The sequence below is a fragment of the Streptomyces sp. DI166 genome, from assembly GCF_900091315.1.
GTDB lineage: Bacteria > Actinomycetota > Actinomycetes > Streptomycetales > Streptomycetaceae > Streptomyces > Streptomyces fuscus.
This window is the reverse complement of the sequence record NZ_FLSP01000090.1, coordinates 12,030-33,926: the sequence shown is the minus strand read 5'-3', so window position 1 is coordinate 33,926 and position 21,897 is coordinate 12,030. Positions and strand designations below refer to the sequence as shown.

General features: G+C 70.9%; 19 protein-coding genes and 1 tRNA gene. 7 read left to right on the top strand and 13 right to left on the bottom strand.

Annotated features, from left to right (window positions below; translation table 11 throughout):
* Nucleotides 1–40: 40 nt before the first annotated feature.
* From fxsT to GA0115233_RS32185, 3 genes are all read right to left on the bottom strand, one after another.
* The gene (fxsT, locus tag GA0115233_RS32195) at nucleotides 41–4,003 is read right to left on the bottom strand and encodes an FxSxx-COOH system tetratricopeptide repeat protein (protein ID WP_107406476.1); all 3,963 of its coding nucleotides are present in this window, start codon (nucleotides 4,001–4,003) and stop codon (nucleotides 41–43) included.
* A 323-nt stretch (nucleotides 4,004–4,326) separates the two neighbouring features.
* Nucleotides 4,327–5,757 carry a VMAP-C domain-containing protein gene (locus GA0115233_RS32190; RefSeq protein ID WP_093723859.1) on the bottom strand — a complete coding sequence of 477 codons (1,431 nt, stop codon included), beginning with the start codon at nucleotides 5,755–5,757 and terminating at the stop codon, nucleotides 4,327–4,329.
* A gap of 256 nt (nucleotides 5,758–6,013) precedes the next feature.
* Nucleotides 6,014–6,087: transfer RNA gene (locus GA0115233_RS32185), tRNA-Thr, on the bottom strand.
* Between the two features lie 206 nt (nucleotides 6,088–6,293).
* Here GA0115233_RS32185 and GA0115233_RS32180 point away from each other — a divergent pair.
* The 3 genes from GA0115233_RS32180 to GA0115233_RS32170 all read left to right on the top strand — a co-directional run bounded on the left by GA0115233_RS32180 (nucleotide 6,294) and on the right by GA0115233_RS32170 (nucleotide 9,054).
* Complete coding sequence (locus tag GA0115233_RS32180) at nucleotides 6,294–7,421, top strand: ABC transporter ATP-binding protein (protein ID WP_093723858.1); 1,128 nt, start codon at nucleotides 6,294–6,296, stop codon at nucleotides 7,419–7,421.
* Between the two features lie 205 nt (nucleotides 7,422–7,626).
* Nucleotides 7,627–8,079: a hypothetical protein gene (locus GA0115233_RS32175; RefSeq protein ID WP_093723857.1), complete on the top strand. Its 453-nt coding sequence runs from the start codon at nucleotides 7,627–7,629 to the stop codon at nucleotides 8,077–8,079.
* 246 nt (nucleotides 8,080–8,325) lie between these two features.
* Nucleotides 8,326–9,054: a nucleotidyltransferase family protein gene (locus GA0115233_RS32170; RefSeq protein WP_093723856.1), complete on the top strand. Its 729-nt coding sequence runs from the start codon at nucleotides 8,326–8,328 to the stop codon at nucleotides 9,052–9,054.
* A 124-nt stretch (nucleotides 9,055–9,178) separates the two neighbouring features.
* Here GA0115233_RS32170 and GA0115233_RS32165 read toward each other — a convergent pair whose 3' ends face one another.
* The 6 genes from GA0115233_RS32165 to GA0115233_RS32135 form a co-directional block, all read right to left on the bottom strand.
* The gene (locus GA0115233_RS32165; protein ID WP_176712019.1) at nucleotides 9,179–10,837 is read right to left on the bottom strand and encodes a DoxX family protein; all 1,659 of its coding nucleotides are present in this window, start codon (nucleotides 10,835–10,837) and stop codon (nucleotides 9,179–9,181) included.
* Nucleotides 10,838–10,955: 118 nt separating this feature from the next.
* A complete protein-coding gene (rlmB, locus tag GA0115233_RS32160) occupies nucleotides 10,956–11,897 on the bottom strand; it encodes a 23S rRNA (guanosine(2251)-2'-O)-methyltransferase RlmB (protein ID WP_093723854.1) in 942 nt (313 codons plus the stop codon).
* Between the two features lie 88 nt (nucleotides 11,898–11,985).
* Complete coding sequence (gene cysS / locus GA0115233_RS32155) at nucleotides 11,986–13,386, bottom strand: cysteine--tRNA ligase (RefSeq protein WP_093723853.1); 1,401 nt, start codon at nucleotides 13,384–13,386, stop codon at nucleotides 11,986–11,988.
* Nucleotides 13,387–13,451: 65 nt separating this feature from the next.
* A complete protein-coding gene (gene ispF, locus GA0115233_RS32150) occupies nucleotides 13,452–13,976 on the bottom strand; it encodes a 2-C-methyl-D-erythritol 2,4-cyclodiphosphate synthase (RefSeq protein ID WP_093723852.1) in 525 nt (174 codons plus the stop codon).
* Nucleotides 13,966–14,730, bottom strand: coding sequence for a 2-C-methyl-D-erythritol 4-phosphate cytidylyltransferase (ispD, locus tag GA0115233_RS32145; protein WP_093723851.1), 765 nt, complete (start codon nucleotides 14,728–14,730; stop codon nucleotides 13,966–13,968). Before ispD ends, ispF begins: the two co-directional genes overlap by 11 nt.
* A 303-nt stretch (nucleotides 14,731–15,033) precedes the next feature.
* Nucleotides 15,034–15,516, bottom strand: coding sequence for a CarD family transcriptional regulator (locus GA0115233_RS32135; RefSeq protein ID WP_003953493.1), 483 nt, complete (start codon nucleotides 15,514–15,516; stop codon nucleotides 15,034–15,036).
* A gap of 616 nt (nucleotides 15,517–16,132) precedes the next feature.
* Here GA0115233_RS32135 and GA0115233_RS32125 point away from each other — a divergent pair.
* Nucleotides 16,133–16,813 (top strand): DUF461 domain-containing protein, encoded by a 681-nt coding sequence (locus tag GA0115233_RS32125; RefSeq protein ID WP_093723850.1) that lies wholly within the window; start codon nucleotides 16,133–16,135, stop codon nucleotides 16,811–16,813.
* A gap of 72 nt (nucleotides 16,814–16,885) precedes the next feature.
* On the opposite strand, the gene GA0115233_RS32120 is transcribed toward GA0115233_RS32125, so the two are convergent.
* Together GA0115233_RS32120 and GA0115233_RS32115 are read right to left on the bottom strand one after the other, a co-directional pair.
* Nucleotides 16,886–17,566, bottom strand: coding sequence for a response regulator transcription factor (locus GA0115233_RS32120; RefSeq protein WP_093723849.1), 681 nt, complete (start codon nucleotides 17,564–17,566; stop codon nucleotides 16,886–16,888).
* Nucleotides 17,563–18,840, bottom strand: coding sequence for a sensor histidine kinase (locus GA0115233_RS32115; RefSeq protein WP_093723848.1), 1,278 nt, complete (start codon nucleotides 18,838–18,840; stop codon nucleotides 17,563–17,565). Before GA0115233_RS32115 ends, GA0115233_RS32120 begins: the two co-directional genes overlap by 4 nt.
* A gap of 230 nt (nucleotides 18,841–19,070) precedes the next feature.
* On the opposite strand from GA0115233_RS32115, the gene phoU reads away from it, so the two are divergent.
* The 3 genes from phoU to GA0115233_RS32105 all read left to right on the top strand — a co-directional run bounded on the left by phoU (nucleotide 19,071) and on the right by GA0115233_RS32105 (nucleotide 20,515).
* Nucleotides 19,071–19,760, top strand: coding sequence for a phosphate signaling complex protein PhoU (gene phoU, locus GA0115233_RS32110; protein ID WP_093723847.1), 690 nt, complete (start codon nucleotides 19,071–19,073; stop codon nucleotides 19,758–19,760).
* 188 nt (nucleotides 19,761–19,948) lie between these two features.
* Nucleotides 19,949–20,104, top strand: a complete 156-nt coding sequence (locus tag GA0115233_RS41310; RefSeq protein ID WP_176712018.1) for a hypothetical protein — start codon at nucleotides 19,949–19,951, stop codon at nucleotides 20,102–20,104.
* 162 nt (nucleotides 20,105–20,266) lie between these two features.
* Entirely contained in the window at nucleotides 20,267–20,515 is a 249-nt protein-coding gene (locus GA0115233_RS32105; RefSeq protein ID WP_093723846.1) for an SCO4226 family nickel-binding protein, read from the top strand.
* A 9-nt stretch (nucleotides 20,516–20,524) separates the two neighbouring features.
* Here GA0115233_RS32105 and GA0115233_RS32100 read toward each other — a convergent pair whose 3' ends face one another.
* Both GA0115233_RS32100 and GA0115233_RS32095 read right to left on the bottom strand, forming a co-directional pair.
* Nucleotides 20,525–20,956 carry a hypothetical protein gene (locus tag GA0115233_RS32100; RefSeq protein WP_093723845.1) on the bottom strand — a complete coding sequence of 144 codons (432 nt, stop codon included), beginning with the start codon at nucleotides 20,954–20,956 and terminating at the stop codon, nucleotides 20,525–20,527.
* A 107-nt stretch (nucleotides 20,957–21,063) separates the two neighbouring features.
* The gene (locus GA0115233_RS32095; RefSeq protein ID WP_141689595.1) at nucleotides 21,064–21,750 is read right to left on the bottom strand and encodes a peptidase inhibitor family I36 protein; all 687 of its coding nucleotides are present in this window, start codon (nucleotides 21,748–21,750) and stop codon (nucleotides 21,064–21,066) included.
* Nucleotides 21,751–21,897 lie beyond the last annotated feature (147 nt).

The window sequence follows — 21,897 nt, the reverse complement described above, 5'->3', positions numbered from 1 at the left end:
TCCCCAGCGGATCCCCACCCAAAAAAACCCGCCCGTCACCTCACAACGGCATCGGGTCAATGTCGCAGTTGGCCCGCTCCCGGGCCCGGGCCTGCACCGTCGCCGGGTGCGGCACGGCCTCCGCCGCCCGCAGCCGGGGCGCGTCCAGCACCTGCTCCATCCGCGCCAGCGCGTCCTCCCGCAGGGCCTCCGACTCCTCCTCCGCGCCGAGCGCGGTCAGGTCCAGCGAGAGGTTCACCGCGCACACCAGCGTGGTCGGGTGGTTCTCGCCCAACCGCTCCCGGCTCAACTCCAGCGACCGGCGCCCGAGTTCACGCGCCTCGCTGATCTGTCCCAGCGCGCTCAGATCGCTCGCGAGGTTGATGGCGCAGGCCAGGGCGATCGGATGGTTCTCCCCCAGCCGCTCGGTCAGCGACGCCAACGCCTCCTCGTCCAGCGCCCGCGCCTCCTCGACCTGCCCCAGCAGCCGGAGCGTCACCGCGAGGTCGACATCCGCGGCGAGGACGTGCGGGTGGTCGGCCCGGAAGACCCGGCGGAACCGCTCACTGGTCTTGGCACCCCGGTCCCGGGCCGCCTCCAGCTCACCGTTGTGCCGCAGCGCCACCGACAGCGCCAGCGCCGCCGTGAGGGACTCGGGGTGGGTGTCGCCGTAGCGGCGGGTGAACTGGTTGAACGCCTCGCGGGCCAGTTCCAGCGCCGTCGCGTGGTCGCCCTCCTTCCGGCAGGCCTCACCGAGCTGCCGGAGCGTCTGGAGGGTGGAGGGGTTGCCGGCGCCGAAGACGGGCCGGAAGCCGTCGACGACCGCCTCCTGGAGGGCGCGCGCGCCGACGTAGTCGCCGGTCTCGCGGACGTCGATGGCGATGGACCCCTGGGTGATCAGCGACTGGTGGTGGTCGATGCCGTAGAGCCGGGTCTTCAACGCGTGTGTGTGCTGGTCCAGTTCCAGCGCCCGCTGGAAGTCACCCACCAGGCGCAGGCTCACGCCCAGGTTGTGGGCGGTGCCCAGGGTCGTCGGGTCGTCCTCGCCGAAGGCCCGGCGGGCCCGGTCGTAGGCCATCCGGTCGAGGTCGGCACCGGCGGCGAAGTCGCCCTCGACGCGGCGGACGGCCGCCTCCAGCATCATCGCCTCCAGCGCGTCCTCCCGGGTGTCCTCCCGGTCCTCGGGCGCGGTGCGGGCGTAGATCTCCTTCAACTGCGCGACCAGGCGGGAGGCGTCGTCGTAGCGTCCGACCTTCAGGTACAGGAAGCCGAGCCACCAGCCCATCAGCCGGGTCTGCTGGTCCTCCTCGCCGAACAGCGCCTGCCAGGTCTGCCACGCCTGCTCGGTGAACTCCCGCGCCACCTTGTGGTCGCCCCAGTACCAGAGGTACCGGGCCACGTTCATCACCAGTTCGCGCACCCACGGCTGGTCGGACTCGATCGCGTCGGAGGCGATGACATGGCCGTACAGCTCGGCGTAACGCGGCCAGTTGGAGGCCTGGTTGGGGCCCTTGGGGTCGGCGGCGGCCAGGAGGGTGTGCGCCCCGTTGCGCATGCGTTTCTGTTCCTCGGGGGTCATGCGGTGGATCAGCACGGCCTGCACGAGGCGATGCATCTCGATCGAGTTGGTGCGGTGGTCGATCCGGGCGAGGGAGTACCGGTTGATCTCGCGGATGGCGCGGGCCAGCCGCATCGGGTCGTTCAGCGCCCGGTCCAGCTCGGGGTCGATGGTGGAACCGCCGAGGCCGGAGAAGATGGAGCGGGAGATCGGGTCGGGCGCGAAGTAGGAGCACAGTTGGAGCAGCCTCAGCGCGGTGAGGCTGCGGGTCTCCAGGTGGTCCAGCGACACGTTCCACGCGGCGGCGACGGGGAGCTGGTAGTCCGGCGGCGGCGACACGTCCAGCAGCTCGGCCCGCTTGTGCTCGAACAGCCGCAGGTACTCCGAGACCGGCATCCCTGTCTCGGCCCGCCAGGCCGCCGCCTGTTCCAGGGCCAGCGGCAGGTCGCCGAGCGCCTCGGCGAGCCGGTCCGCCTCGGCGTCGTCGAGGTCGTCGGGCCCGGAGCGGCGCAGCAGCTCCTTGCTCTCCTCGCGGGTGAAGACATCGACTTCGAGGGAGGGTCCGACCACGCTCCAGCGCCGGTTGCGGGAGGTGACGAGGATGGTGCCGCTGCCCCCGGTGGGGAAGTAGTCGCGCACCCGCTCGGGGTTGTCCGCGTTGTCGAAGATCAGCAGCCAGCGGGCGTACGGCCGGCCCTCGCGCAGCGCCTCGCGCACCGCGGGACCGGCGATGTTCGCCTCAGAGCTGGTGACCAGGCCGAGCCGCTGGGCCAGCTCCACCAGGGCCTGGCCGATCTGGCCGGGACGCTCGGCCGGGATCCACCAGACGATGTCGTACTCGGACTGGTGCCGGTAGGCGTACTCGATCGCGAGCTGGGTCTTGCCCACACCGCCCATGCCGTGGATCGCCTCGGGCAGCACCGTGGTGGTGCCCTCGCGCAGCCGCTCACTCAGACGTTCGAGAAGGTCCACGCGCCCGGTGAAATTGGGGTTGCGCGGCGGAATGTTGCCCCAGATACGCGGCGTCGAACGCCCGCTTTCCACCGCGGGCTGCGTATGTGTGGCGGTCATATCCGTGGCTCCTTCTGAAGTTGTCCCGGCCCCCGACGGGGCAGGCTCGGCGGCGTGACGGTCACTCGCGGGGGAAGTCGTGCGGGAGCCCCCGCCCTTGCGCAGGCTGACGGAGTTCAGCCGGTCATAGTCGCGCAGGGCACGGGCCAAGCGCTCGGCTCTGGGGAGGAACTTCCCGGACAGCGCCCGCAGCGCGGCCAGCTCGACGCGCAGGAAGGCGACGTTGGCGCGGGTCACCGTGGGCAGGTCGTCGGCCTCGGCGGGTTCCTCGGCCGGGGGGGTCTCCGGCCCGGCGCCCGGTGTCCCGGGCCCGGCCGGCTGTTCCTCCGCGACCAGCAGCCCGCGTACGTCGTGCAGCACCCGGGCGGTGTCGCGGCGCCGGGACAGTGCCAATAACTCCTGGCGGATGTTGGGTCCGAAGACGAACGCCACATCGGCGGCGCGCTCGGCCTCCGCCCCGGCGGGCCGCACCAGACCGCTCATCAGCAGCTCCGCCAGATGGGCGGGCCCGGCGCCCGGTACGGAGGCGGTCACCGCGTTCATCACCGGCAGGGTCAGGGGGGCCGCGGCCAGCCGGGTGGCGAGGGCGAACGCGGTCGGGGAGGCGGCGGCCCGGAAGTCCGAGACCCGCTCCCAGGGCGGTACGCCACTGGCGGGGTCCGGTACGTCGTGCACCCAGGGCAGCGCCCGTGCCGCGTCCGCCCGGCGCTTCCAGTCCCGGGCCCGGACACCCGGCATCTCCACCCAGTCGCCGGAGCCTCCGGTGACCAGCTGGACCCAGCCGGACAGGGAGCGCGCGGTGGGTTCCAGGACCGGGACCGGGACCACGCCGGTACGGGCGTCCGGGTCGTCGACGACCTCCAGCGGGGAGGTGCGCAGTTCCCAGCGCAGGGTGTCGTTGGGCGCCCAGGGGCGCACGCAGCTGAACCGCATCCGGTGCACATCGAGTCCGGCGCGGGACCACAGGTGCTGCGGCAGCAGATGCAGCACGGCGAGCGGTTCGGTCCGGCCCAGTTCGCGCAGCAGCGGCAGTACCGCGTCCGAACGCCAGCCCGCGGCCAGACCGTCCGTCAGCACCAGCACCACCCGCCGCTCGGAGGCCGAGGGCGGCAGATGCTCCAGCCGGATCCGGGCCGGCTCGGTGTCGTCGGAACTGAGCAGGCGTACGGTGCTGATCTCGCCCAGGCGCTCCTCGCGGGACAGGTCCTCGGTCAGCTTCTCGACCGTCTCCCGCCACACCCGCATCGTCGCGTGATCGTCCACCACCAGCAGTACGGACGGCGGGTCCGCGGCGGACGAGCGCGCCAGTTCGCTCAGGGCGTGCGGGACGGCGTCCAGTGACGCTTCGTCAGCCGCCGCTTCCGCCGCTGTTCGTGGGACATCGTCACACTGCATATGAAGCGCTCTCGGAGCGTCCGGCAAGGGCATGCGTGACATCCACGTGCCCACCTTGGCAGTGGTCTCCATAAGGTGCAAGACGGCAGGCCACAGGGGGTGAGAGGACAAACTGGACAGTCGATCGAGGGTCGAAGGAACAGCGGATAAAGCACGGCCCCCTGCGGTGTTGGGCACGCGGGCTCTTCTCGCGTCCAGCGTGGCACCGCCCCCTGCCGGGCACAAGGCCGTCTGCCACTCTCTTGCGCGTATCGACAAGAAGCCGCCGTTTGCGAACAGGCGCCCGGCCGTGCGCAGCGCCGCGCTCTGCGAAGTCATGGCCACTACACCGGTCCTGTGGGGCCTGGTTTGCGCTCCGGGTCGTCCAGGAGGATGGCCAGATGACGCCCGACATGGGCGTCCCACTCCTCGGGCCCGAGGGCGAGCGCGTCACTGCGCCATCTGGCGACCCGGTCCGCGAGCGAGCCGAGCCCGCGGTCCTGGAGGATCTCGCCGATGGCGTCCTGGAAGGCGGGGTCGGAGCAGTCCGAGCGGTGCCAGATCATCGCGGGCACCCCGGCCCGCAGCCCGGCGAGCACCTCACGGCGCCCGGTGCCCGAGTCGTCGCCCGGCGGCTCGCTGAGCACCAGGCAGACGGCGTGCGCGTCCTCCTTCAGCTCCCGCTCCAGATGGAAGAAGTACGCCTTGTCCGGCTCGGGCCGGCTCCAGTGCGGGTGGCTGTCGGCCGGCCGCTCCTTCAGCTGGCGCCACTTGGCGTGCCAGGGCCGGTGCCAGGCAGCGCGCTGCAGCCGCTCCAGCGAGCGGACCAGCACGGGGTAGTCCATCGCCAGCGGCGTCGGGTCCGGATGCCCGGACTCCTTCGACCACCATTCGACGGGCTCGTTCAGAAGCTCCCAGGGCAGGATGAATTCAAGGATCACCGGTTGACGCAGTTCGGCCCAGCGCGCCTCGGACTCCTCGATCAGCCCCTCCACGGCTTGCTCCAGCTCCTCCCGGCACAGCCGGACGGTCTCCCCCCGTACGGGGTGCCAGCCGGTGGAGTCGGACTGCCGCCAGTGCGTGAGATAGAAACAGCCGTCCTCATTGCGGTCGGGCTCGAACTGGATCATCAGATAGGCGGGCACCACCGAGGGCGCGGGCTGGGGCAGCTCGGCGTGCTGCCACTCGGCGAGCAGGTTCTCGACCCCCAGCCGCTGGGCCTGGCTCCGGTTGAAGCGGCGCAGCCCGGCGGCGGCGTCGACGGACCCCTCCTCCACCAGCCGGTCGGCGGCCAGGGCGACGAAGGCCATGCTGGGCGGCAGTTCGTCGGGCGGGGTGTTCTGCCCCGCCAGCCTCAGGAAGACCTGCCACCCGGTCTGGCACCACCGGGGCAGCTCCTGCACCCGGGACCGGCTGGCCCGGCGCGCCAGCGAGGCCAGTTCGGCGGGCCGCAGGGACTCCAGCACCGGCCGCAGATGGTCGAGATCGGCGCTGTCGAAGAAGTCGACGGCCTCCCACTCGTCCACCAGGGGCCATAACGCGGCGACGCTCGCCGACTCCTGCTCCACGTACTCCAGCGACCGCGCCAGACAGGCCGCGCCGTACTCGACGTCCGTGCACGTCCGGACCAGCTGAAGCAGCCAGGGCCGCACCCCCTCACCGGCGTACGGCTCCAGCGGCGCCCCCAGCTCGTCGGCGAGCATGTCCCGCCATAACTCCCGGTTGGTGGCCTGCTTCACCGTCGCCGACTCCTGAAGCGCGTCCACGATGGCCACCCGCAGCTCATTGCGAACCCGTTCCGGACTGCGCCCTCTCACCCCGTGACCTCCCCAGCCGGCGCGGTTCCGTTGTGCGGACCAGGGTACGGCGGCGGGGGGTGTCGGGGCAGGGCCCTCGGAAAAGCGGCGCAGAGCCGCCGTAGGGAACGCGGACGCGGATGCCGCCAGGAATTCCGTCGGGAATGCCGTCAGGGATTGCAGTCGAACGCCCCCGTGACGACCGTCACGAGGGCGTTGCCGCAGGCAGCAGAAGAGCCCCCTGTCGGATTCGAACCGACGACCTTCGCTTTACAAGAGCGGCGCTCTGACCAGCTGAGCTAAGGAGGCGCGCACGTGCGTGCCCGTGCAGTGTACCCAGGTCCCGGCGTGCCCCTGTCGAAAATTTCCGCGAAGTTCACAGGGGTCCAGGTGCTGACAGACCAGGTGAACGCCAGGTACCGTCCGAGGTCAGTCCACTCGCATGGACTACACCACCACCTTCCTACAACGGATCGTCCGGCACGTTCCTGCCGGTAGAAGGGGGCCCATTCACCATGGCCACTGTTTCGTTCGACAAGGCGACCCGGATCTACCCGGGTGGCGAGAAGCCCGCCGTAGACGCGCTCGACATCGAGATCGCGGACGGGGAATTCCTCGTTCTGGTCGGCCCGTCCGGCTGCGGCAAGTCCACCTCGCTCCGCATGCTGGCGGGGCTTGAGGACGTCAACTCCGGCGCCATCCGCATCGGCGACCGCGACGTGACCCACCTGCCGCCGAAGGACCGGGACATCGCCATGGTGTTCCAGAACTACGCGCTCTACCCGCACATGACGGTCGCCGACAACATGGGCTTCGCGCTCAAGATCGCCGGCGTTCCGAAGGCCGAGATCCGCCAGAAGGTCGAGGACGCCGCGAAGATCCTCGACCTCACCGAGTACCTCGGCCGCAAGCCGAAGGCCCTCTCCGGTGGTCAGCGCCAGCGTGTCGCGATGGGCCGCGCCATCGTGCGTGAGCCGCAGGTCTTCCTCATGGACGAGCCGCTGTCGAACCTCGACGCCAAGCTCCGTGTCTCCACCCGTACGCAGATCGCCTCGCTGCAGCGCCGTCTCGGCATCACCACCGTCTACGTCACCCACGACCAGGTCGAGGCCATGACGATGGGCGACCGCGTGGCGGTCCTCAAGGACGGTCTGCTCCAGCAGGTCGACTCGCCGCGCAACATGTACGACCGCCCGGCCAACCTCTTCGTCGCCGGCTTCATCGGCTCCCCGGCCATGAACCTGGTCGAGGTGCCGATCACCGACGGCGGTGTGAAGTTCGGCAACAGCGTCGTCCCGGTCAACCGTGACGCCCTGAAGGCCGCCGCCGACAAGGGCGACCGCACGGTCACCGTCGGTGTCCGCCCCGAGCACTTCGACATCGTCGAGCAGAACGGCGGCGGCGCCGCCGCGCTGTCCAAGGACGCCCCGGCCGGTCTCGCCGTCTCCGTCAACGTCGTCGAGGAGCTCGGCGCCGACGGCTACGTCTACGGCACCGCCGAGGTCGGCGGCGAGAAGAAGGACCTCGTCGTCCGCGTCAACGGCCGCCAGGTCCCGGAGAAGGGCGCCCAGCTGCACGTCGTGCCGCGGCCGGGCGAGACCCACGTGTTCTCCACCTCCACGGGTGAGCGTCTCTCCGACTGAGTCACGAACCGGGTGAATCACCCAGGTTGACGAGAAGGGCCCCGCAGACCGCTGCGGGGCCCTTCTCGCTGTCGACAAATACCCCGGCAATCGGGGCGTTTCGAGCAGTGCGCGTCAACCCCTTACCCAAAAAGAGGCATCTCTTCATCCCCCGAACCGGTGACTAAATGTCGCCAAATCATTACCGGGCGCTACCCTCACTCGCGTGAAGCACTCCACTAACCAACAGACGCGACGCGGCCGGGGCCCCGCCCGCCGGATCGGCCGCTCACTCGCCCTCGTCCTGCCCGTCGTCCTGGTGCTCTCCGGGACCCTCGCGGTCACCCGGGTCGACTGGTCGGGGACCTCCGACTCGGTGCTCACGGCATCGGACGCGTCGGTCTCGGACGCCAAGCCCGGCTCCGTCTCCCGCGCCCCCCAGCACGTGCTGCGCGATCAGCTCATCGCCGAGCTGACCCGGAAGAACCCGGGCGTCGCGCTCACCCACCTCCAGCAGGCCGTCCACGAGCGCCCGTCGCTCGCCCGCCACTGCGCCTCCATCGCCCGCGCCCTCGGCCGTGCGGCGGTCCGCGTCTACGGCCCGACCCGCGCCCAGTCCTACGCCCGCCCGGTCTGCGACACGGCCTTCGCCACAGGAGTCGCCAACGCCGCACGCTGATGCCCAGACGGCCCCCCGACCCCGGCCCCGGCCCCACCCGGGCCACCGGGGTCTCGGGCGTGTGCCGGGGGCGGCAGCAGGCCCGCCCCCAGGGGCGCGGGGCTGTACCCGACATGCGGCTCCGCCGCCTGGGCGCGACCAGCCCCCACCGGCCCGCAGCCCGCGACATGCCTAAGACACCCCCACAAACCTGGCCCACCCACCCCTGACACCCCCCTGCAACCCGCGGCGCATAAGGTTCCGCACATGACCGATCCCCGTGCCGCCGCCCGCCCCACCCAAGCCGTCATCCTCGCCGGCGGCCAAGGCTCACGACTGCGCCCCTACACCGACGACCGTCCCAAGCCGATGGTCGAGATCCCCGGCACAGGCACGCCGATCATCGGCCACCAGCTCGCCTGGCTCGCGGAAGAGGGCGTCACCGATGTCGTCGTCAGCTGCGGCCACCTCGCCGACGTACTGAAGGACTGGCTGGACCGGGCGGACCTCCCCGTGCGGGTCACCACCGTCGTGGAGACCGAGCCCCTCGGCCGCGGCGGAGGCCTCAAGTACGCCGCCGCGCACCTGCCGCACCCCGACCGCCCCTGGTACGCCACCAACGGCGACATCTGGACCCGTTTCTCGCTGCGCGACATGGCCGACTTCCACACCGAGCGGGACGCCGTGGCGACCCTCGCGCTGGCCCGGCCCCGCATCCCCTGGGGCGCCGTGCAGACGGACGGCTTCGGACACGTCACCGACTTCATCGAGGCCCCGCCCACGACGTACGAGATCAACGCGGGCGTCTACGTCTTCTCCGCCGGGTTCGCCGAACTGCTCCCGGAGCGCGGGGACCACGAGCGGACCACGTTCCCGAGGCTCGCCCGGGAGCTGAAGCTCGCCGGGTTCCCGATCCCCCAAGGCGCCTACTGGCGTGCCATCGACACCGCCAAGGACCTGACCGAGGCCGCCAAGGAGCTGTCCGCGCTCCGATAGGGCGACAGGAATCCCAGCAGCACGGCAAGAACAAGAACCCCGCGCCCCTGAGAAGGGTGCGGGGTTCATTGGGTTCGAGGACTTCCGCCGGTGGGCTAACCCAGGATCCCGCCCACCGGCCCGTCTACCCCAACAGGCCGCCCACGAGGCCCGGCTCACCGGAGGTGGATCCTCCGCTGCCTCCCGTGCCGCCCGGCGTGCTGTCGCCGCCGCCGGTGGTGCCGCCCGAGGTCGGGCCCGCGCTGGTGGCGGGCGCCTGCTGTGCCGGGGCCGTCTGCTGCGGCGGGGCCTGACCGCCGCCGGTGGCACCCTGGGTCTGGCTGGGCGTGCCCGCCGTGGTGGTGCCCTGGGTGGCACCCGGGGTCGCCGCCGCGCCGGGCGTCGGGGCCGCCGAGGTGGCGCCCTGCGTCGGCGATCCGGAGGCCGCCGGGGTGCGCTTCTCGCGCTTGCCGGGCTCCGAGGGAAGCGGGGAGCCGGGGAGCTGGTTGCGCGGGGCCTCGCCGGGGCCGGGGACGACCACCCGGTCGGCGTCGCGGACGGCGCCGCCGAGGAGCGAGCCGATCAGCAGGGTCAGACCGGTGACGATCACGGTGATCAGCGCGCCGCGGCGCAGTACGTACCGGCGCAGGTCCCAGATGTCGGCGCGCGGTCCCAGGCGCCGCCAGGCGCTGCCCGCGAGCCGCCCGTCGACGGAGTAGACGGGCGCCCCCGCGATGATCAGCGGGGACCAGGCGGCGAGGTAGATGATGTCGGGCGCGTCGTAGACCGGGACGCTCTTCCAGCTGACGGTGACCAGCAGCGCCGCCGAGAGCAGCGCGCCGAACACGGCGGCGACCCGCTGCCAGCAGCCCAGCACCGTCAGGACGCCCACCAGCACCTGGAGGAAGGCGATCACCAGGCCGGAGCCGACCGGGTGCGCCAGGGCGAACTGGCGCAACGGCTCGGCGACTTCCCACGGATGCAGGGTGTTGAGCCACTTGACCATCGAGCCGCGCTTGCCGCCGTCGAAGTAGACGGGGTCGCACAGCTTGCCCATGCCGGCGTAGATGGAGATGAAGCCGAGGAAGATGCGCAGCGGCAGCAGGACGACGCCGAGGTTCATCCGGCGGCCGGGGTAGTAGGCGTGCCGCGCCGGGTCGTCGGAGTGCCGCCTGCTCCGCGGCTCCTCCTCCGGCTCCGCGTACCGGTCCTCGCCGTAGCGGTCCGCGTACCGGTCCTCGCCGTACTGCTCGTAGCCGAGGTCCTCGTCGTAGGCGCTGCCGACCTGGCGCATGTCGGGCAGCAGCCGGGTGCCGGTGTCGTCCGGCGCGGTGCGCTGGGCGCCGACGACGGGCGTCTCGACGGTCTGGGCGAGGTCGTCGTAGCCGTCCCCGCCGAAGCCGCCGCCCACGTCGACGCGCGGGATGACCTGGGTGGCGCCCGCGTCGGCCGCCGGTTCCTCCGGATGGCCGACCCCGGCGCCCCGCACGGCCTGGAGCAGCCGGTGCGCGCCGGTGTCGTCCGGCGCGGACCGGCCGCTCCAGACGACGGGCCTGCGGCGGCCGGCCGACGCGCCGGCCACGGGGACGCGGCCGGTGTCCTGGGCGGCGCTCAAGTGCCGTGCGATCCGCGGCGATTGGCTGCGCCTCGTCGACGCGCCCAACTGCACGCGGAAGCTGGCGTGATTGACGATGATCTGCGCCGGATCGCTCGGCACCTTCACCATGCTCAGCGCGGGAGCGTCGTCGAATCCCGACGAGCGGTCCCCCGTGGGTGTGCGGGGTGTTCTGGTGTCCACACTCATCTAACCGAGTGACGTGACGTTAGGACACTGGCTCTGACGTGCCGGAACTGTCCGGACCGCGTCAAGCTCGGCCTCGACGACCGGATTACCCCGTACAGGTGACGGTGCGCACGCGCGTTCAGGCGCGCCGGCGGGCCGCCTCGTACAGCACGATGCCCGCCGCCACACCGGCGTTGAGCGACTCGGCGCCGCCCGGCATCGGGATCCGCACCCGGAAGTCACAGGTCTCGCCGACCAGCCGGGACAGGCCCTTGCCCTCGCTGCCGACCACCACGACGACCGGACCGTCCAGGGCCTCCAGCTCGCCCAGTTCGACCTCGCCGTCGGCGGCCAGACCCACGACCACGATCCCGGCCTTCTGGTACTGCTCCAGCGCCCGGGTGAGATTGGTGGCCCGGGCCACCGGCGTACGGGCGGCCGTACCGGCGGAGGTCTTCCAGGCGCCCGCGGTCATGCCCGCCGCGCGCCGCTCGGGAACGACCACGCCGTGCCCGCCGAAGGCGGAGACGGAGCGGACGACCGCGCCGAGGTTGCGCGGGTCGGTGACCCCGTCGAGCGCCACGATCAGCGGGTCCTCGCCCGCGTCGGCGGCGGCGTCGGCCAGGTCCTCGGGGTGGGCGTACTCGTACGGCGGGACCTGGAGCACCAGGCCCTGGTGGTTCAGGCCGTTGGTCATCCGGTCCAGCTCGGGGCGGGGCGCCTCCATGAGGTTGATGCCACCGCGGTCCGCGGCGAGCTGGAGCGCCTCGCGGACCCGCTCGTCGTTGTCGATGAACTGCTGGACGTAGAGCGTGGACGCGGGCACGCCCTCGCGCAGCGCCTCCACCACCGGGTTGCGGCCGACGACCAGCTCGGACGTCGAACGCCCGCCGCCGCGCCGCTGCGGTGTACGGCCCTGGGCGCGGCGCGCCTTGGCCTGCGCGGCGCGCTGCTTGGCGTGTCCCTTGCGCATCTCGGCGGGCGGGGTCGGGCCCTTGCCCTCCAGGCCCCGGCGCCGCTGGCCGCCACTGCCGACCTGCGCGCCCTTCTTGCCGGACATGCGGCGGTTGTTCGCGGCCATGACCTACCTGTCTGTGTGTAGCGGTGGAATACGTACGTCTATGCAGTGTGCCGCCCGGACGGCCGGGCGGCACAATCGATCACTGCGCTCAGCGCGCGCCGAGGCTCCAGCGCGGCCCGTGCGGGCTGTCCTCGATGACCAGTCCGGACTGCTTGAGCTGGTCCCGGATGGCGTCCGCGGTGGCCCAGTCCTTGCGCGCCCGCGCCGCCTCGCGCTGGTCCAGGACCAGGCGTACGAGGCTGTCGACCACGCCGTTCAGGTCCTCGCCGCGGTCGCTCTCGCCCGCCCACTGCGGGGCCAGCGGGTCCAGGCCGAGGACGCCGAGCATGGCGCGCACCTCGGCGAGGCGGGCCACGGCCGCTTCCTTGTCGTCGGCGGCGAGGGCGGAGTTGCCCTGCCGGACGGTGGTGTGCACGACGGCGAGCGCCTGCGGGACGCCCAGGTCGTCGTCCATCGCCTCGGCGAACGCGGCCGGTACCTCGGCGGCCGGCTCCACGGCGTGCCCGGCGAGTTCCACCACGCGCTGCACGAAGCCCTCGATCCGCGCGAATGCCGACTCGGCCTCGCGCAGGGCCTCCTCGCTGTACTCGATCATCGAGCGGTAGTGCGGGGTGCCGAGGTAGTAGCGCAGCACGATCGGGCGCCAGGTCTTGACCATCTCGCTGACCAGCACCGAGTTGCCGAGCGACTTGGACATCTTCTCGCCGCTCATGGTGACCCAGGCGTTGTGCACCCAGTACCGGGCGAACTCGTCGCCGAAGGCCTTGGCCTGGGCGATCTCGTTCTCGTGGTGCGGGAAGATCAGGTCAAGGCCGCCGCCGTGGATGTCGAAGGCGGAGCCCAGGTACTTGTGGGCCATCGCCGAGCACTCCAGGTGCCAGCCGGGCCGGCCCCGGCCCCACGGCGTCTCCCAGCTCGGCTCGCCCGGCTTGGCCGCCTTCCACATCGCGAAGTCCCGGGAGTCCCGCTTGCCGGTCTCGCCCTCGCCGGAGGGCTGGAGCAAGTTGTCCAGCTCCTGGTTGGACAGGCGCAGGTACTCGGGGAAGGACTTGACGTCGAAGTAGACGTTGCCGTCGGCCTCGTAGGCGTGGCCGCGCTCGATCAGGCCGCGCATCATCTCGACCATCTCGGTGACATGGCCGGTGGCCCGCGGCTCGTACGAGGGCGGCAGGCAGCCGAGGACGGTGTAGCCGTCGTTGAACGCGCGCTCGTTCTCGTAGCCGATGGACCACCACGGGCGGCCCTGGTCCGCGGACTTGGCGATGATCTTGTCGTCGATGTCCGTGACGTTGCGGATGAACGTGACCTCGTAGCCGCGGTACTCGAACCAGCGGCGCATGATGTCGAAGTTCAGCCCGGACCGGATGTGGCCGATGTGCGGTGCCGCCTGCACGGTGGCACCACACAGGTAGATCGAGACACAACCCGGCTTGAGCGGGGTGAAGTCACGGATCTGCCGGGCGCTGGTGTCGTACAGGCGAATAGTCACGAGTCCAAGGGTAGTGGGCGCGGGCCAGTGCCCGAGACGCTTGTGGACAACCTTGTGGACAGCGGTCAGCCCGCGCTGCGGGCCACCAGGGCGGTGGCGACGGCCATCAGGCCTTCACCCCTTCCGGGGAAGCCGAGTCCGTCGGTCGTCGCCCCGGAGACCGACACCGGTGCCCCGGCCGCCTCCGACAGCACCTTCTGGGCCTCCTCGCGGCGCTTGCCGATCTTCGGCCGGGGGCCGACGACCTGCACCGCGATGTTGCCGATGACGAAGCCCGCCGCGCGGACGATCCGGGCCGCCTCGGTCAGCAGGACCACCCCGGAGGCGCCCGACCACTCGGGCCGTCCGGTGCCGAAGTGCTGCCCCAGGTCACCGAGGCCGGCCGCGGAGAAGAGGGCGTTGCAGGCGGCGTGCGCGACCACGTCCGCGTCGGAGTGACCGGCCAGCCCGCTGCCCTCGCCCTCCCACTTCAGGCCCGCGCACCACAGCTCGCGGCCCTCCTCGAAGGCGTGGATGTCGGTGCCGATGCCGACCTGGGGAAGGAGGGGCTGCGCGGGGGTCGCGGGGACCCGAGGCGCCTCAGAAGCCATCGTTGAGCCTCCGGCGGGCCAGGACCGCCTCGGCGAGGACCAGGTCGAGGGGGCGGGTGACCTTGAAGGCCTCCTCGTGGCCGGGCACCACCATGACGGTGAGCCCGAGCTGCTCGACCATGCTCGCGTCGTCGGTGACGTTGTCGGTGACCGTCTCGTGGGCGCGGACCAGGGTCGCCCGGTCGAAGCCCTGCGGGGTCTGCACGGCGCGCAGCCGGGCCCGCTCCGGGGTGGCCACCACCGGCTCGGGCGCGCCCTCGGCCGCGGCCGGTTCGACCTCCTTGACGGTGTCGGCGAGCGGCAGCGCGGGCACCACGGCGGGGGCGCCGTCGCGTACCGCCTCGATGACGGCGTCGACGGTGTCGACCGGGACGAGCGGGCGGGCCGCGTCGTGCACCAGGACGATGTCGTACTCGGGCGGCAGCGCCTCCAGGCCGAGCCGGACCGAGTCCTGGCGTTCGGCGCCGCCGGGCACCACCAGGAAGTCGGTGCGCTCGGGCAGGGCGTGCGCGTCGAGCAGGGACTTCACCTCGGTCGTGCCGTCGGGCGGGGCCACGACGACGACCAGGGAGACGGCGCGGGAGGCGGCCATCGCGCGCACCGCGTGGACGAGCATGGGGGTTCCGCCCAGGGCGCGCAGCGCCTTGGGGGCGCCAGGACCGAGGCGTACGCCCCGGCCGGCGGCCGGGATCACGGCAGCCGTGCGAGCGGTCGGACTGGCCTGCGCGGGCGCAGGGCGCGATTCGTCAGACATCGGTTCCTGTCAGGTTTGTGTGTCGGCCTGGCATGGGTATGGCCTGGGAAGTGCCGGGCGCGACGCCTTGACCGGACCCTTCCGTGACACTGGTCGAGCCAGCAGCCCGAGCCCGGCACCACACAAGTATCGGGGGAAGTCCCCGAGAGACGCCGACAGACGCAGGGCGTGTGACGGTGCGCACAGCGAACATGCCGCAGCGCCCGGCGACAGTGGGAATGTCATCGGGCACCGCGGCACTTCTGTGAGCTGACGCAGCGATGTGGGCTGAGCGTGAGCTGAGCCTGCGCCGGCCGACCGGCGTCAGGAGGCGAGAACCTCGTCGAGGAGAGCCTCCGCCTTGTCCTCGTTGGTGTTCTCCGCGAGGGCGAGCTCGCTCACCAGGATCTGCCGAGCCTTGGCGAGCATGCGCTTCTCACCTGCGGAGAGTCCGCGCTCGCGCTCACGACGCCACAGGTCACGGACGACTTCCGCAACCTTGATGACATCGCCGGAGGCGAGCTTCTCCAGATTTGCCTTGTAACGACGCGACCAGTTCGTGGGCTCCTCGGCGTACGGCGCGCGCAGCACCTCGAAGACCCGGTCCAGCCCGTCCTGACCGACCACATCACGCACGCCGACGAACTCCGCATTGTCCGCTGGCACACGCACCGTCAGGTCACCCTGGGCGACCTTCAGCACCAAGTAGGTCTTGTCCACGCCTTTGATCTGGCGAGTTTCGATGGCCTCGATCAGCGCGGCCCCGTGATGGGGATAGACCACGGTGTCGCCAACCTTGAACGTCATGTGACAGGTACCCCTTCCGTGGCTATCCAGGGTAACACGGATACGGCGTCTTCTGAATGGCGTTTTCGCAGGTCAGGGCATATCTCGGGGCTTGACAACAGCAACCGGAACGTGCTGCGCGGGCCGACCGGAAGAAGGTATTCGCAGGTCGGAGCGGCTCTCCGGGGGAGGTGAAACATGCACGTCACACACTCCTGAAGCCTTCAAAGGAAGGGCGAACATCCCGATATGTCCGGTTCCAAGTGTGCGACTTCCGCTACTCCGTTCGGTGTCATCAGTCGGGTACCGGACGATTCCCGAATTGATCACCAGGGGCGGTCGAGGCACAGTCGTTGATCAATTTCCCGCGGCTCGCACATTCCTTCACGGAAATTTCGCGCATCGGTGTCCTGGGTATGCCCACGGGACTTATGTGAATGCCGGAGGACGGTGGCGGCAAAGTGACCGGTGGGTCACTTGTGGGGGACGGGACGGGTGAAGCGCGGGCCTCTTACCGCGCTCTGGGGAGGGTCGGGTGCGGCGGCGCGGGAACGGCTCGGTAACCTAAGGCCGCTGACAGACACTTAGGGCGGCTTTATGGCGCCCGCCCCGTTCGAGTCAAGGAGTTGCCGCCGCCGTGAGCAGCAGCCTTCGACGCGGCGTACGCGCCGCCGCCGCCATCACGTTCTCCCTCCTCCCGCTCGCCGCGTGCGCCGCAGGCAACGACGCCCAGACCCTGCAGATCAAGCCGGACAACGCCGCGACGACCGTCGGCGACATCAAGGTCCAGAACGCTCTCGTCATCACGCAGCCCGACCAGGACGCCGCCGGCCCGGCCGTCGTCTCGGCGACCCTGTTCAACAACAGCACCAAGGCCCAGAAGCTGGAGTCGGTGACCGTCGAGGGCGCCTCCGGCCCCGCCGAGCTGAAGGCCGCCAAGGGCAAGAGCCTGACCATCCCGGCGGGCGGCTCGCTGATCCTCGGCGGCGCCGACAACGCCGCCGCGGTGCTCACCACCGCCCCGCAGGAGGTGGCGGACGGCAACGCCCAGAAGGTGACCTTCACCTTCAGCGAGACCGGCGAGGTGTCCCTGCGCGCCTTCGTCGTCCCGGCCGAGGGCTACTTCACCGGCTGGGGCCCGAGCGAGGTCCCGACCGCGCCCGAGAAGACCGCCTCCCCGACGGACGAGCCCACCGGCGAGGCCTCGGGCGAGGCCACCGGCGAGCCGGGCGACGAGGAGACCACCGAGGGCGCCGAGGGCTCGACCGGCACCCCGACCGACGCCGCCTCGGCCTCGAACTCCGCGGCCGGCAACTGAGCCGACGCACACACGAAGGGCGGGTCCTCATCAGGAGGACCCGCCCTTCGTGCGTACTGCCGCTTTGTCCGCCTACGGCTCGAACTTGTAACCCAGTCCGCGCACCGTCACCAGGTATCGAGGGGCGCCCGGGTCCGGCTCGATCTTGGCTCGCAGGCGCTTGACATGGACGTCCAGGGTCTTGGTGTCGCCCACGTAGTCGGCGCCCCACACCCGGTCGATGAGCTGCATACGGGTCAGGACCCGGCCCGCGTTGCGCAGCAGCATCTCCAGCAGGTCGAACTCCTTGAGCGGGAGGTCGACCTTGCTGCCGGAGACGGTGACCACATGGCGGTCGACGTCCATCCGCACCGGGCCGGCCTCCAGCGCGGCCGGGGTGGTCTCCTCGGGCTCGCCGCGGCGGCGCAGGACGGCCCGGATACGGGCGACCAGCTCGCGCGAGGAGAACGGCTTGGTGACGTAGTCGTCGGCTCCTATTTCCAGTCCGACGACCTTGTCGATCTCGCTGTCCTTGGCGGTCACCATGATCACCGGCACATTGGAGCGGCCGCGCAGCTGGCGGCAGACCTCGGTGCCGGGCAGACCGGGCAGCATCAGGTCCAGCAGGACGAGGTCGGCGCCGTTGCGCTCGAACTCGTCCAGTCCGTCGGGCCCGGTGGCCGCGACGGCGACCTCGAAGCCCTCTTTTCGGAGCATGTACGACAACGCGTCTGAGAAGGATTCCTCGTCCTCGACGACGAGCACTCGGGTCACGGATGGGCCTCCGGGGCGGAAAGCGTTGGGTACGCGGCTGACTCGGGGGAAGTGTCGTGGGACGGATCGGTGGGGGGACCGGCCTCGTCGTCGAGGACGGAGTGCTGCTGGGACCGGTTCCGGGACGCGCCCGCCTCCGGCAGCCGCAGGGTGAAGGTGGAGCCCTGTCCCTCGTGGCTCCAGACCGTGACCTCCCCGCCGTGCGAGGCGGCCACGTGCTTGACGATCGCCAGCCCGAGCCCCGTACCGCCGGTGGCGCGGGAGCGGGCCGGGTCGACGCGGTAGAAGCGCTCGAAGATGCGCTCCTTGTCCTTCTCGGAGATGCCGATGCCCTGGTCGGTCACGGCTATCTCTATGAGGTCTCCGCCCGGCGCGTTCACCCGGCGGGCGGAGACGCCGACGCGGGTGCGGGCGGGCGAGTAGTTCACGGCGTTCTCGACGAGGTTGCCGAGCGCCGCGGCGAGCTGGCCGCGGTGGCCCCAGATCCGCAGGTCGGCGGTGCCGCCGGTGGCCATGGTGATCTGCTTGGTGCCCGCGGCGTGCCGGCAGCGGTCGATGGCCTCGGCGACCAGCTCGTCCACCCGGACCGGCTCGGCGTCGTCCAGCGGGTCGTCGTTCTGCACCCGGGAGAGGTCGATCAGCTCCTGGACCAGGTTGGTGAGCCGGGTGGCCTCGATCTGCATGCGCCCCGCGAAGTGCTCCACCGCCTCCGGATCGTCCGAGGCGTCCATCACGGCCTCGGACAGCAGGGAGAGCGCGCCCACGGGCGTCTTCAGCTCATGACTGACATTGGCGACGAAGTCCCGCCGCACCGCCTCGATCCGCCGGGCCTCGGTGAGGTCCTCGACCAGCAGCAGCACCAGCCGGGAGCCCAGCGGCGCCACCCGGGCGGAGACCGCGAGGGCCTCGCCGCGTCCGGTGCCGCGCCGGGGCAGGTCCAGCTCGACCTGCCGTATCTCGCCGTCACGCCGGGTGTCGCGGGCCATCTGGAGCATCGGCTCCACCGAGAGGCGGCCACCGCGCACCAGCCCGAGGGCGTACGCGGCCGAGCTGGCCTTCACCACGGCGTCGGCCTCGTCCAGTACGACCGCGGAGGACCGCAGGACGGACAGGACCGTGTCCACGCCCGGGGGCAGGACGGGGTCGGTGTGCAGGGAGGTGCGGGTGGGCCGTGCCTGGTCGCGTTCGCTCCAGCGGAACGCCAGCATCGCGATGACGCCGGTGAGCACTCCGGCGATCGCTGCCGCTGCGGCGACCGCCGCGTTCACGTCCATGCCTCCAGGTTAGGCACGCCCCCGCTGATCACCCCAGCGGCCGGGGGGCGACCTCGGACACTCGTCGCCCAGAGTTCACCCGAGGGCCGACGTCGGTTCATTTGGGATGCCGGAAACGGACGCGTGCAGGTCACAGGCTGTGGACGTGGGAGCGTTGGCGCCGGTTCGGCGCGGACGTGCACACTGGCCCCGGCCCCGGAACCCCAACGATCACGTACGAGAGGGACCCCATGCGGGACGCGTACCACGAGGAACTTGACTCGATCGGCGACAGCCTGGTGGAGATGGCCCGCCTGGTCGGGTCGGCGATCGGACGCGCCACCACCGCCATCCTGGACTCCGACCTGAAACTGGCCGAGAGCGTGATCGAGGCGGACCAGAAGGTCGACGACATCCAGCACGACCTGGAGGCCCGTGCCATCGCGCTGCTCGCCCGGCAGCAGCCGGTCGCGACGGATCTGCGGATCGTGGTGACCTCGCTGCGGATGTCCGCGGACCTGGAGCGCTCGGGTGACCTGGCCCAGCACGTGGCCAAGCTCACCCGGCTGCGGTACCCGGAGCGGGCGGTACCGCACGACCTGCACGCCACCATCCTGGAGATGGGCCAGCTCGCCCAGCGGCTGATGGCGAAGGCGGCCGAGGTGATCGTGACCAAGGACGTCGACCTGGCGCTCCAGCTGGAGACCGACGACGACGAGATGGACCTGCTGCACCGCACGCTCTTCCAGCACCTGATGGACGAGCGCTGGAAGCACGGCATCGAGACGGCGGTGGACGTGACCCTGCTGGGCCGCTACTACGAGCGGTTCGCGGACCACGCGGTGGCGGTGGCGAAGCGGGTGGTGTTCCTGGTGACGGGGGAGCACGCGGACGAGCTCCAGCAGGACATCCAGCCGGTGGCGGGGATCGAGGGGGCCTGAGCCCAGGGCGGGCCTGATCCCTGGGCGCGCCTGATCCCTGGGCGCGCCTGCTCGGGGCGTGCGTGCCCGGAGGTGTGCGTGCTCCGCGTACTCGGGGCGTGCGGGAGCGCCTCCGTGCGCCGTTGATGCGCCCAGTGGAGCGGGCATGCAATGGGCAAGAGGCACCGGCCTCTCGACGAGGAGGGACCATGACCGACTCCCCCGGAACCACCCCCGACCCCGCGCAGGAGCGGCAGACCGAGCAGCCGGCCGAGATCAGGAACCTGACCCTGATCGCCGCGTGCGGCTGCGGCTCGGGGTGCGGCTGCGGGTGCCAGTCCGGCAACCCGTGCCAGTGCGGCTGATTCCGCAGAATCCACTGCATCCGCAGAATCCACTGCATTTGCTGTATCCGCTGAATCCGCTACGGCGGTGAAGGGCCCCGGCGCGGCTGCCGGGGCCCTTCACCGTGCCGTGGCCGCCGACCGGGCGCAGCATGGAAGGAGAACCGTCGAGGGAGGCACGTCATGGGCAAGTACATGGACGTACACCGCGGAATGCAGGGCATCACGGCGGACCAGCTGATGGAGGCCCATCAGGCGGACCTGGCCATCGAGAAGGAAGAGAACGTCCACTTCGAACGCGCCTGGGCGGACCCGGAGTCGGGCATCGTCTACTGCCTGTCCGAGGCGCCGTCGGCGGAGGCCGTCCAGCGCATCCACGAACGGACCGGGCACAAGGCGGACGAGATCCACTCGGTGCCGCTGTCGGTCTGAAGTCCGCCGTCAGAACTTGTGGTTGGTGATCATGGCGTTGCCGAAGACGTCGTAGACCGACACATACCCCTGGTCGGAGTCCTTCCACTCGGCGAAGGCCTCGGCGATGGTATTGGCTGCGCCCTGAGGATCCTTCACCTCGCTCTTCCCGCCGTTGATGTCGGTGGAGACATAGGCGTTCCCCGTCTTGGAATCCCATTCACCGAGAATCCGCTGAACCCTCCCGACGGCGTCCTTCTCCTCCGCGTTGCCGTTCTTCTCGGCCCAGGCCCGGAATTCCGCGGCATTCTTCTCGGACTGCGCCGAGTCGGTGTCCTCGGGGAGCTTCTCCACGACACCGACCGCGTCGGCTTCCGGGGCGCTGTCGGTACAGGCGGCGGTTCCGAAGAGGAGAACGGCACCGAGGGCGAGAAAGGCGGCGGTGTGGGGGGTGCGCTTCACTGGGGTCTCCGTCGCATGCTTGGCGGTATGCGAGAGGTCAGGGTACCGACGCCCCCGAACAGGGGGCGTCGGCACTTGTCGGTCGGGCAGTTACTTCGTTTGCGGGCTCAGAACTTGATGGCGTCGACCCGGTCGTTCCAGGAGCCGCCGTAGACGTAGTCGATGTTCTTGAAGTTCGAGTACCGGCTGTACCCGGCGCCCAGGAACATGTGCGGGTCCGGCATGCCGGTGCGGAAGTCGTACATCTCCACACCGCGCTGCGGACGGTTCACGTACGCGGAGCTGGCCTTGTCGCGGAAGGAGGGGCTGTACTGGTCCAGGTGACGCGTCTTGGCGGTGTCGTACGTGGGCCACTGCAGCCGGCGACCGGTGAAGTTCGAGTCCTGCCACAGGCAGACCCAACCGCTCGGGCAGTCCTGGTACTTACGGGAGTTCAGCGCCTTCTTGGCACCGGCGCGGGCCTCCGCGGTGGGCGCGTTGACGGCGAGGTGCTTGTTGGCGGCAGCGCTGTCGTCGAAGCACTGCATGGTGCCGTCCTCCGACACCTCGGCGCAGACCTCGGCGCCGTTCCAGTCGGAGGCGGGGTCGATCTTCTTGCCCTCGTAGTACATGTCCACCTTGACGGTGGGGTCCACCTCGGCGTGGACCTTCTCCTCTTCCTCCGGCGTGAGCACGCCCGTCACAACGCCGGTCACCTCGCCCTGCTCCTCAGCGGCGACGGACGGAGCCACGGTGATGCCGGTCAGTACCACGGAGCCGACGGCGGCAGCGGTCAGCATGGCGCGTATACGCACGAATTCCCCCTACATTCACTGATTGCCCAAACAGGATCGGGGCGCGACGAGAAAGCCCGCGACGGCACGAATCAACGCCGACGAGCCGGAGATACGTCACGAAACGGCCCTAGCCGCGCGACGTCACATGTACCCCCACAGCGAACT

Coding starts and splice junctions, on each gene's coding strand:
- phoU (WP_093723847.1), top strand. CDS start 19,071: ATGCGGGACGCGTACCACGAGGAACTTGACTCGATCGGCGACAGCCTG.
- ispD (WP_093723851.1), bottom strand. CDS start 14,730: ATGTCTGACGAATCGCGCCCTGCGCCCGCGCAGGCCAGTCCGACCGCT.
- GA0115233_RS32105 (WP_093723846.1), top strand. CDS start 20,267: ATGGGCAAGTACATGGACGTACACCGCGGAATGCAGGGCATCACGGCG.
- GA0115233_RS32165 (WP_176712019.1), bottom strand. CDS start 10,837: ATGAGTGTGGACACCAGAACACCCCGCACACCCACGGGGGACCGCTCG.
- GA0115233_RS41310 (WP_176712018.1), top strand. CDS start 19,949: ATGACCGACTCCCCCGGAACCACCCCCGACCCCGCGCAGGAGCGGCAG.
- GA0115233_RS32180 (WP_093723858.1), top strand. CDS start 6,294: ATGGCCACTGTTTCGTTCGACAAGGCGACCCGGATCTACCCGGGTGGC.
- fxsT (WP_107406476.1), bottom strand. CDS start 4,003: ATGCAGTGTGACGATGTCCCACGAACAGCGGCGGAAGCGGCGGCTGAC.
- rlmB (WP_093723854.1), bottom strand. CDS start 11,897: ATGGCCGCGAACAACCGCCGCATGTCCGGCAAGAAGGGCGCGCAGGTC.
- GA0115233_RS32170 (WP_093723856.1), top strand. CDS start 8,326: ATGACCGATCCCCGTGCCGCCGCCCGCCCCACCCAAGCCGTCATCCTC.
- ispF (WP_093723852.1), bottom strand. CDS start 13,976: ATGGCTTCTGAGGCGCCTCGGGTCCCCGCGACCCCCGCGCAGCCCCTC.
- GA0115233_RS32135 (WP_003953493.1), bottom strand. CDS start 15,516: ATGACGTTCAAGGTTGGCGACACCGTGGTCTATCCCCATCACGGGGCC.
- GA0115233_RS32115 (WP_093723848.1), bottom strand. CDS start 18,840: ATGGACGTGAACGCGGCGGTCGCCGCAGCGGCAGCGATCGCCGGAGTG.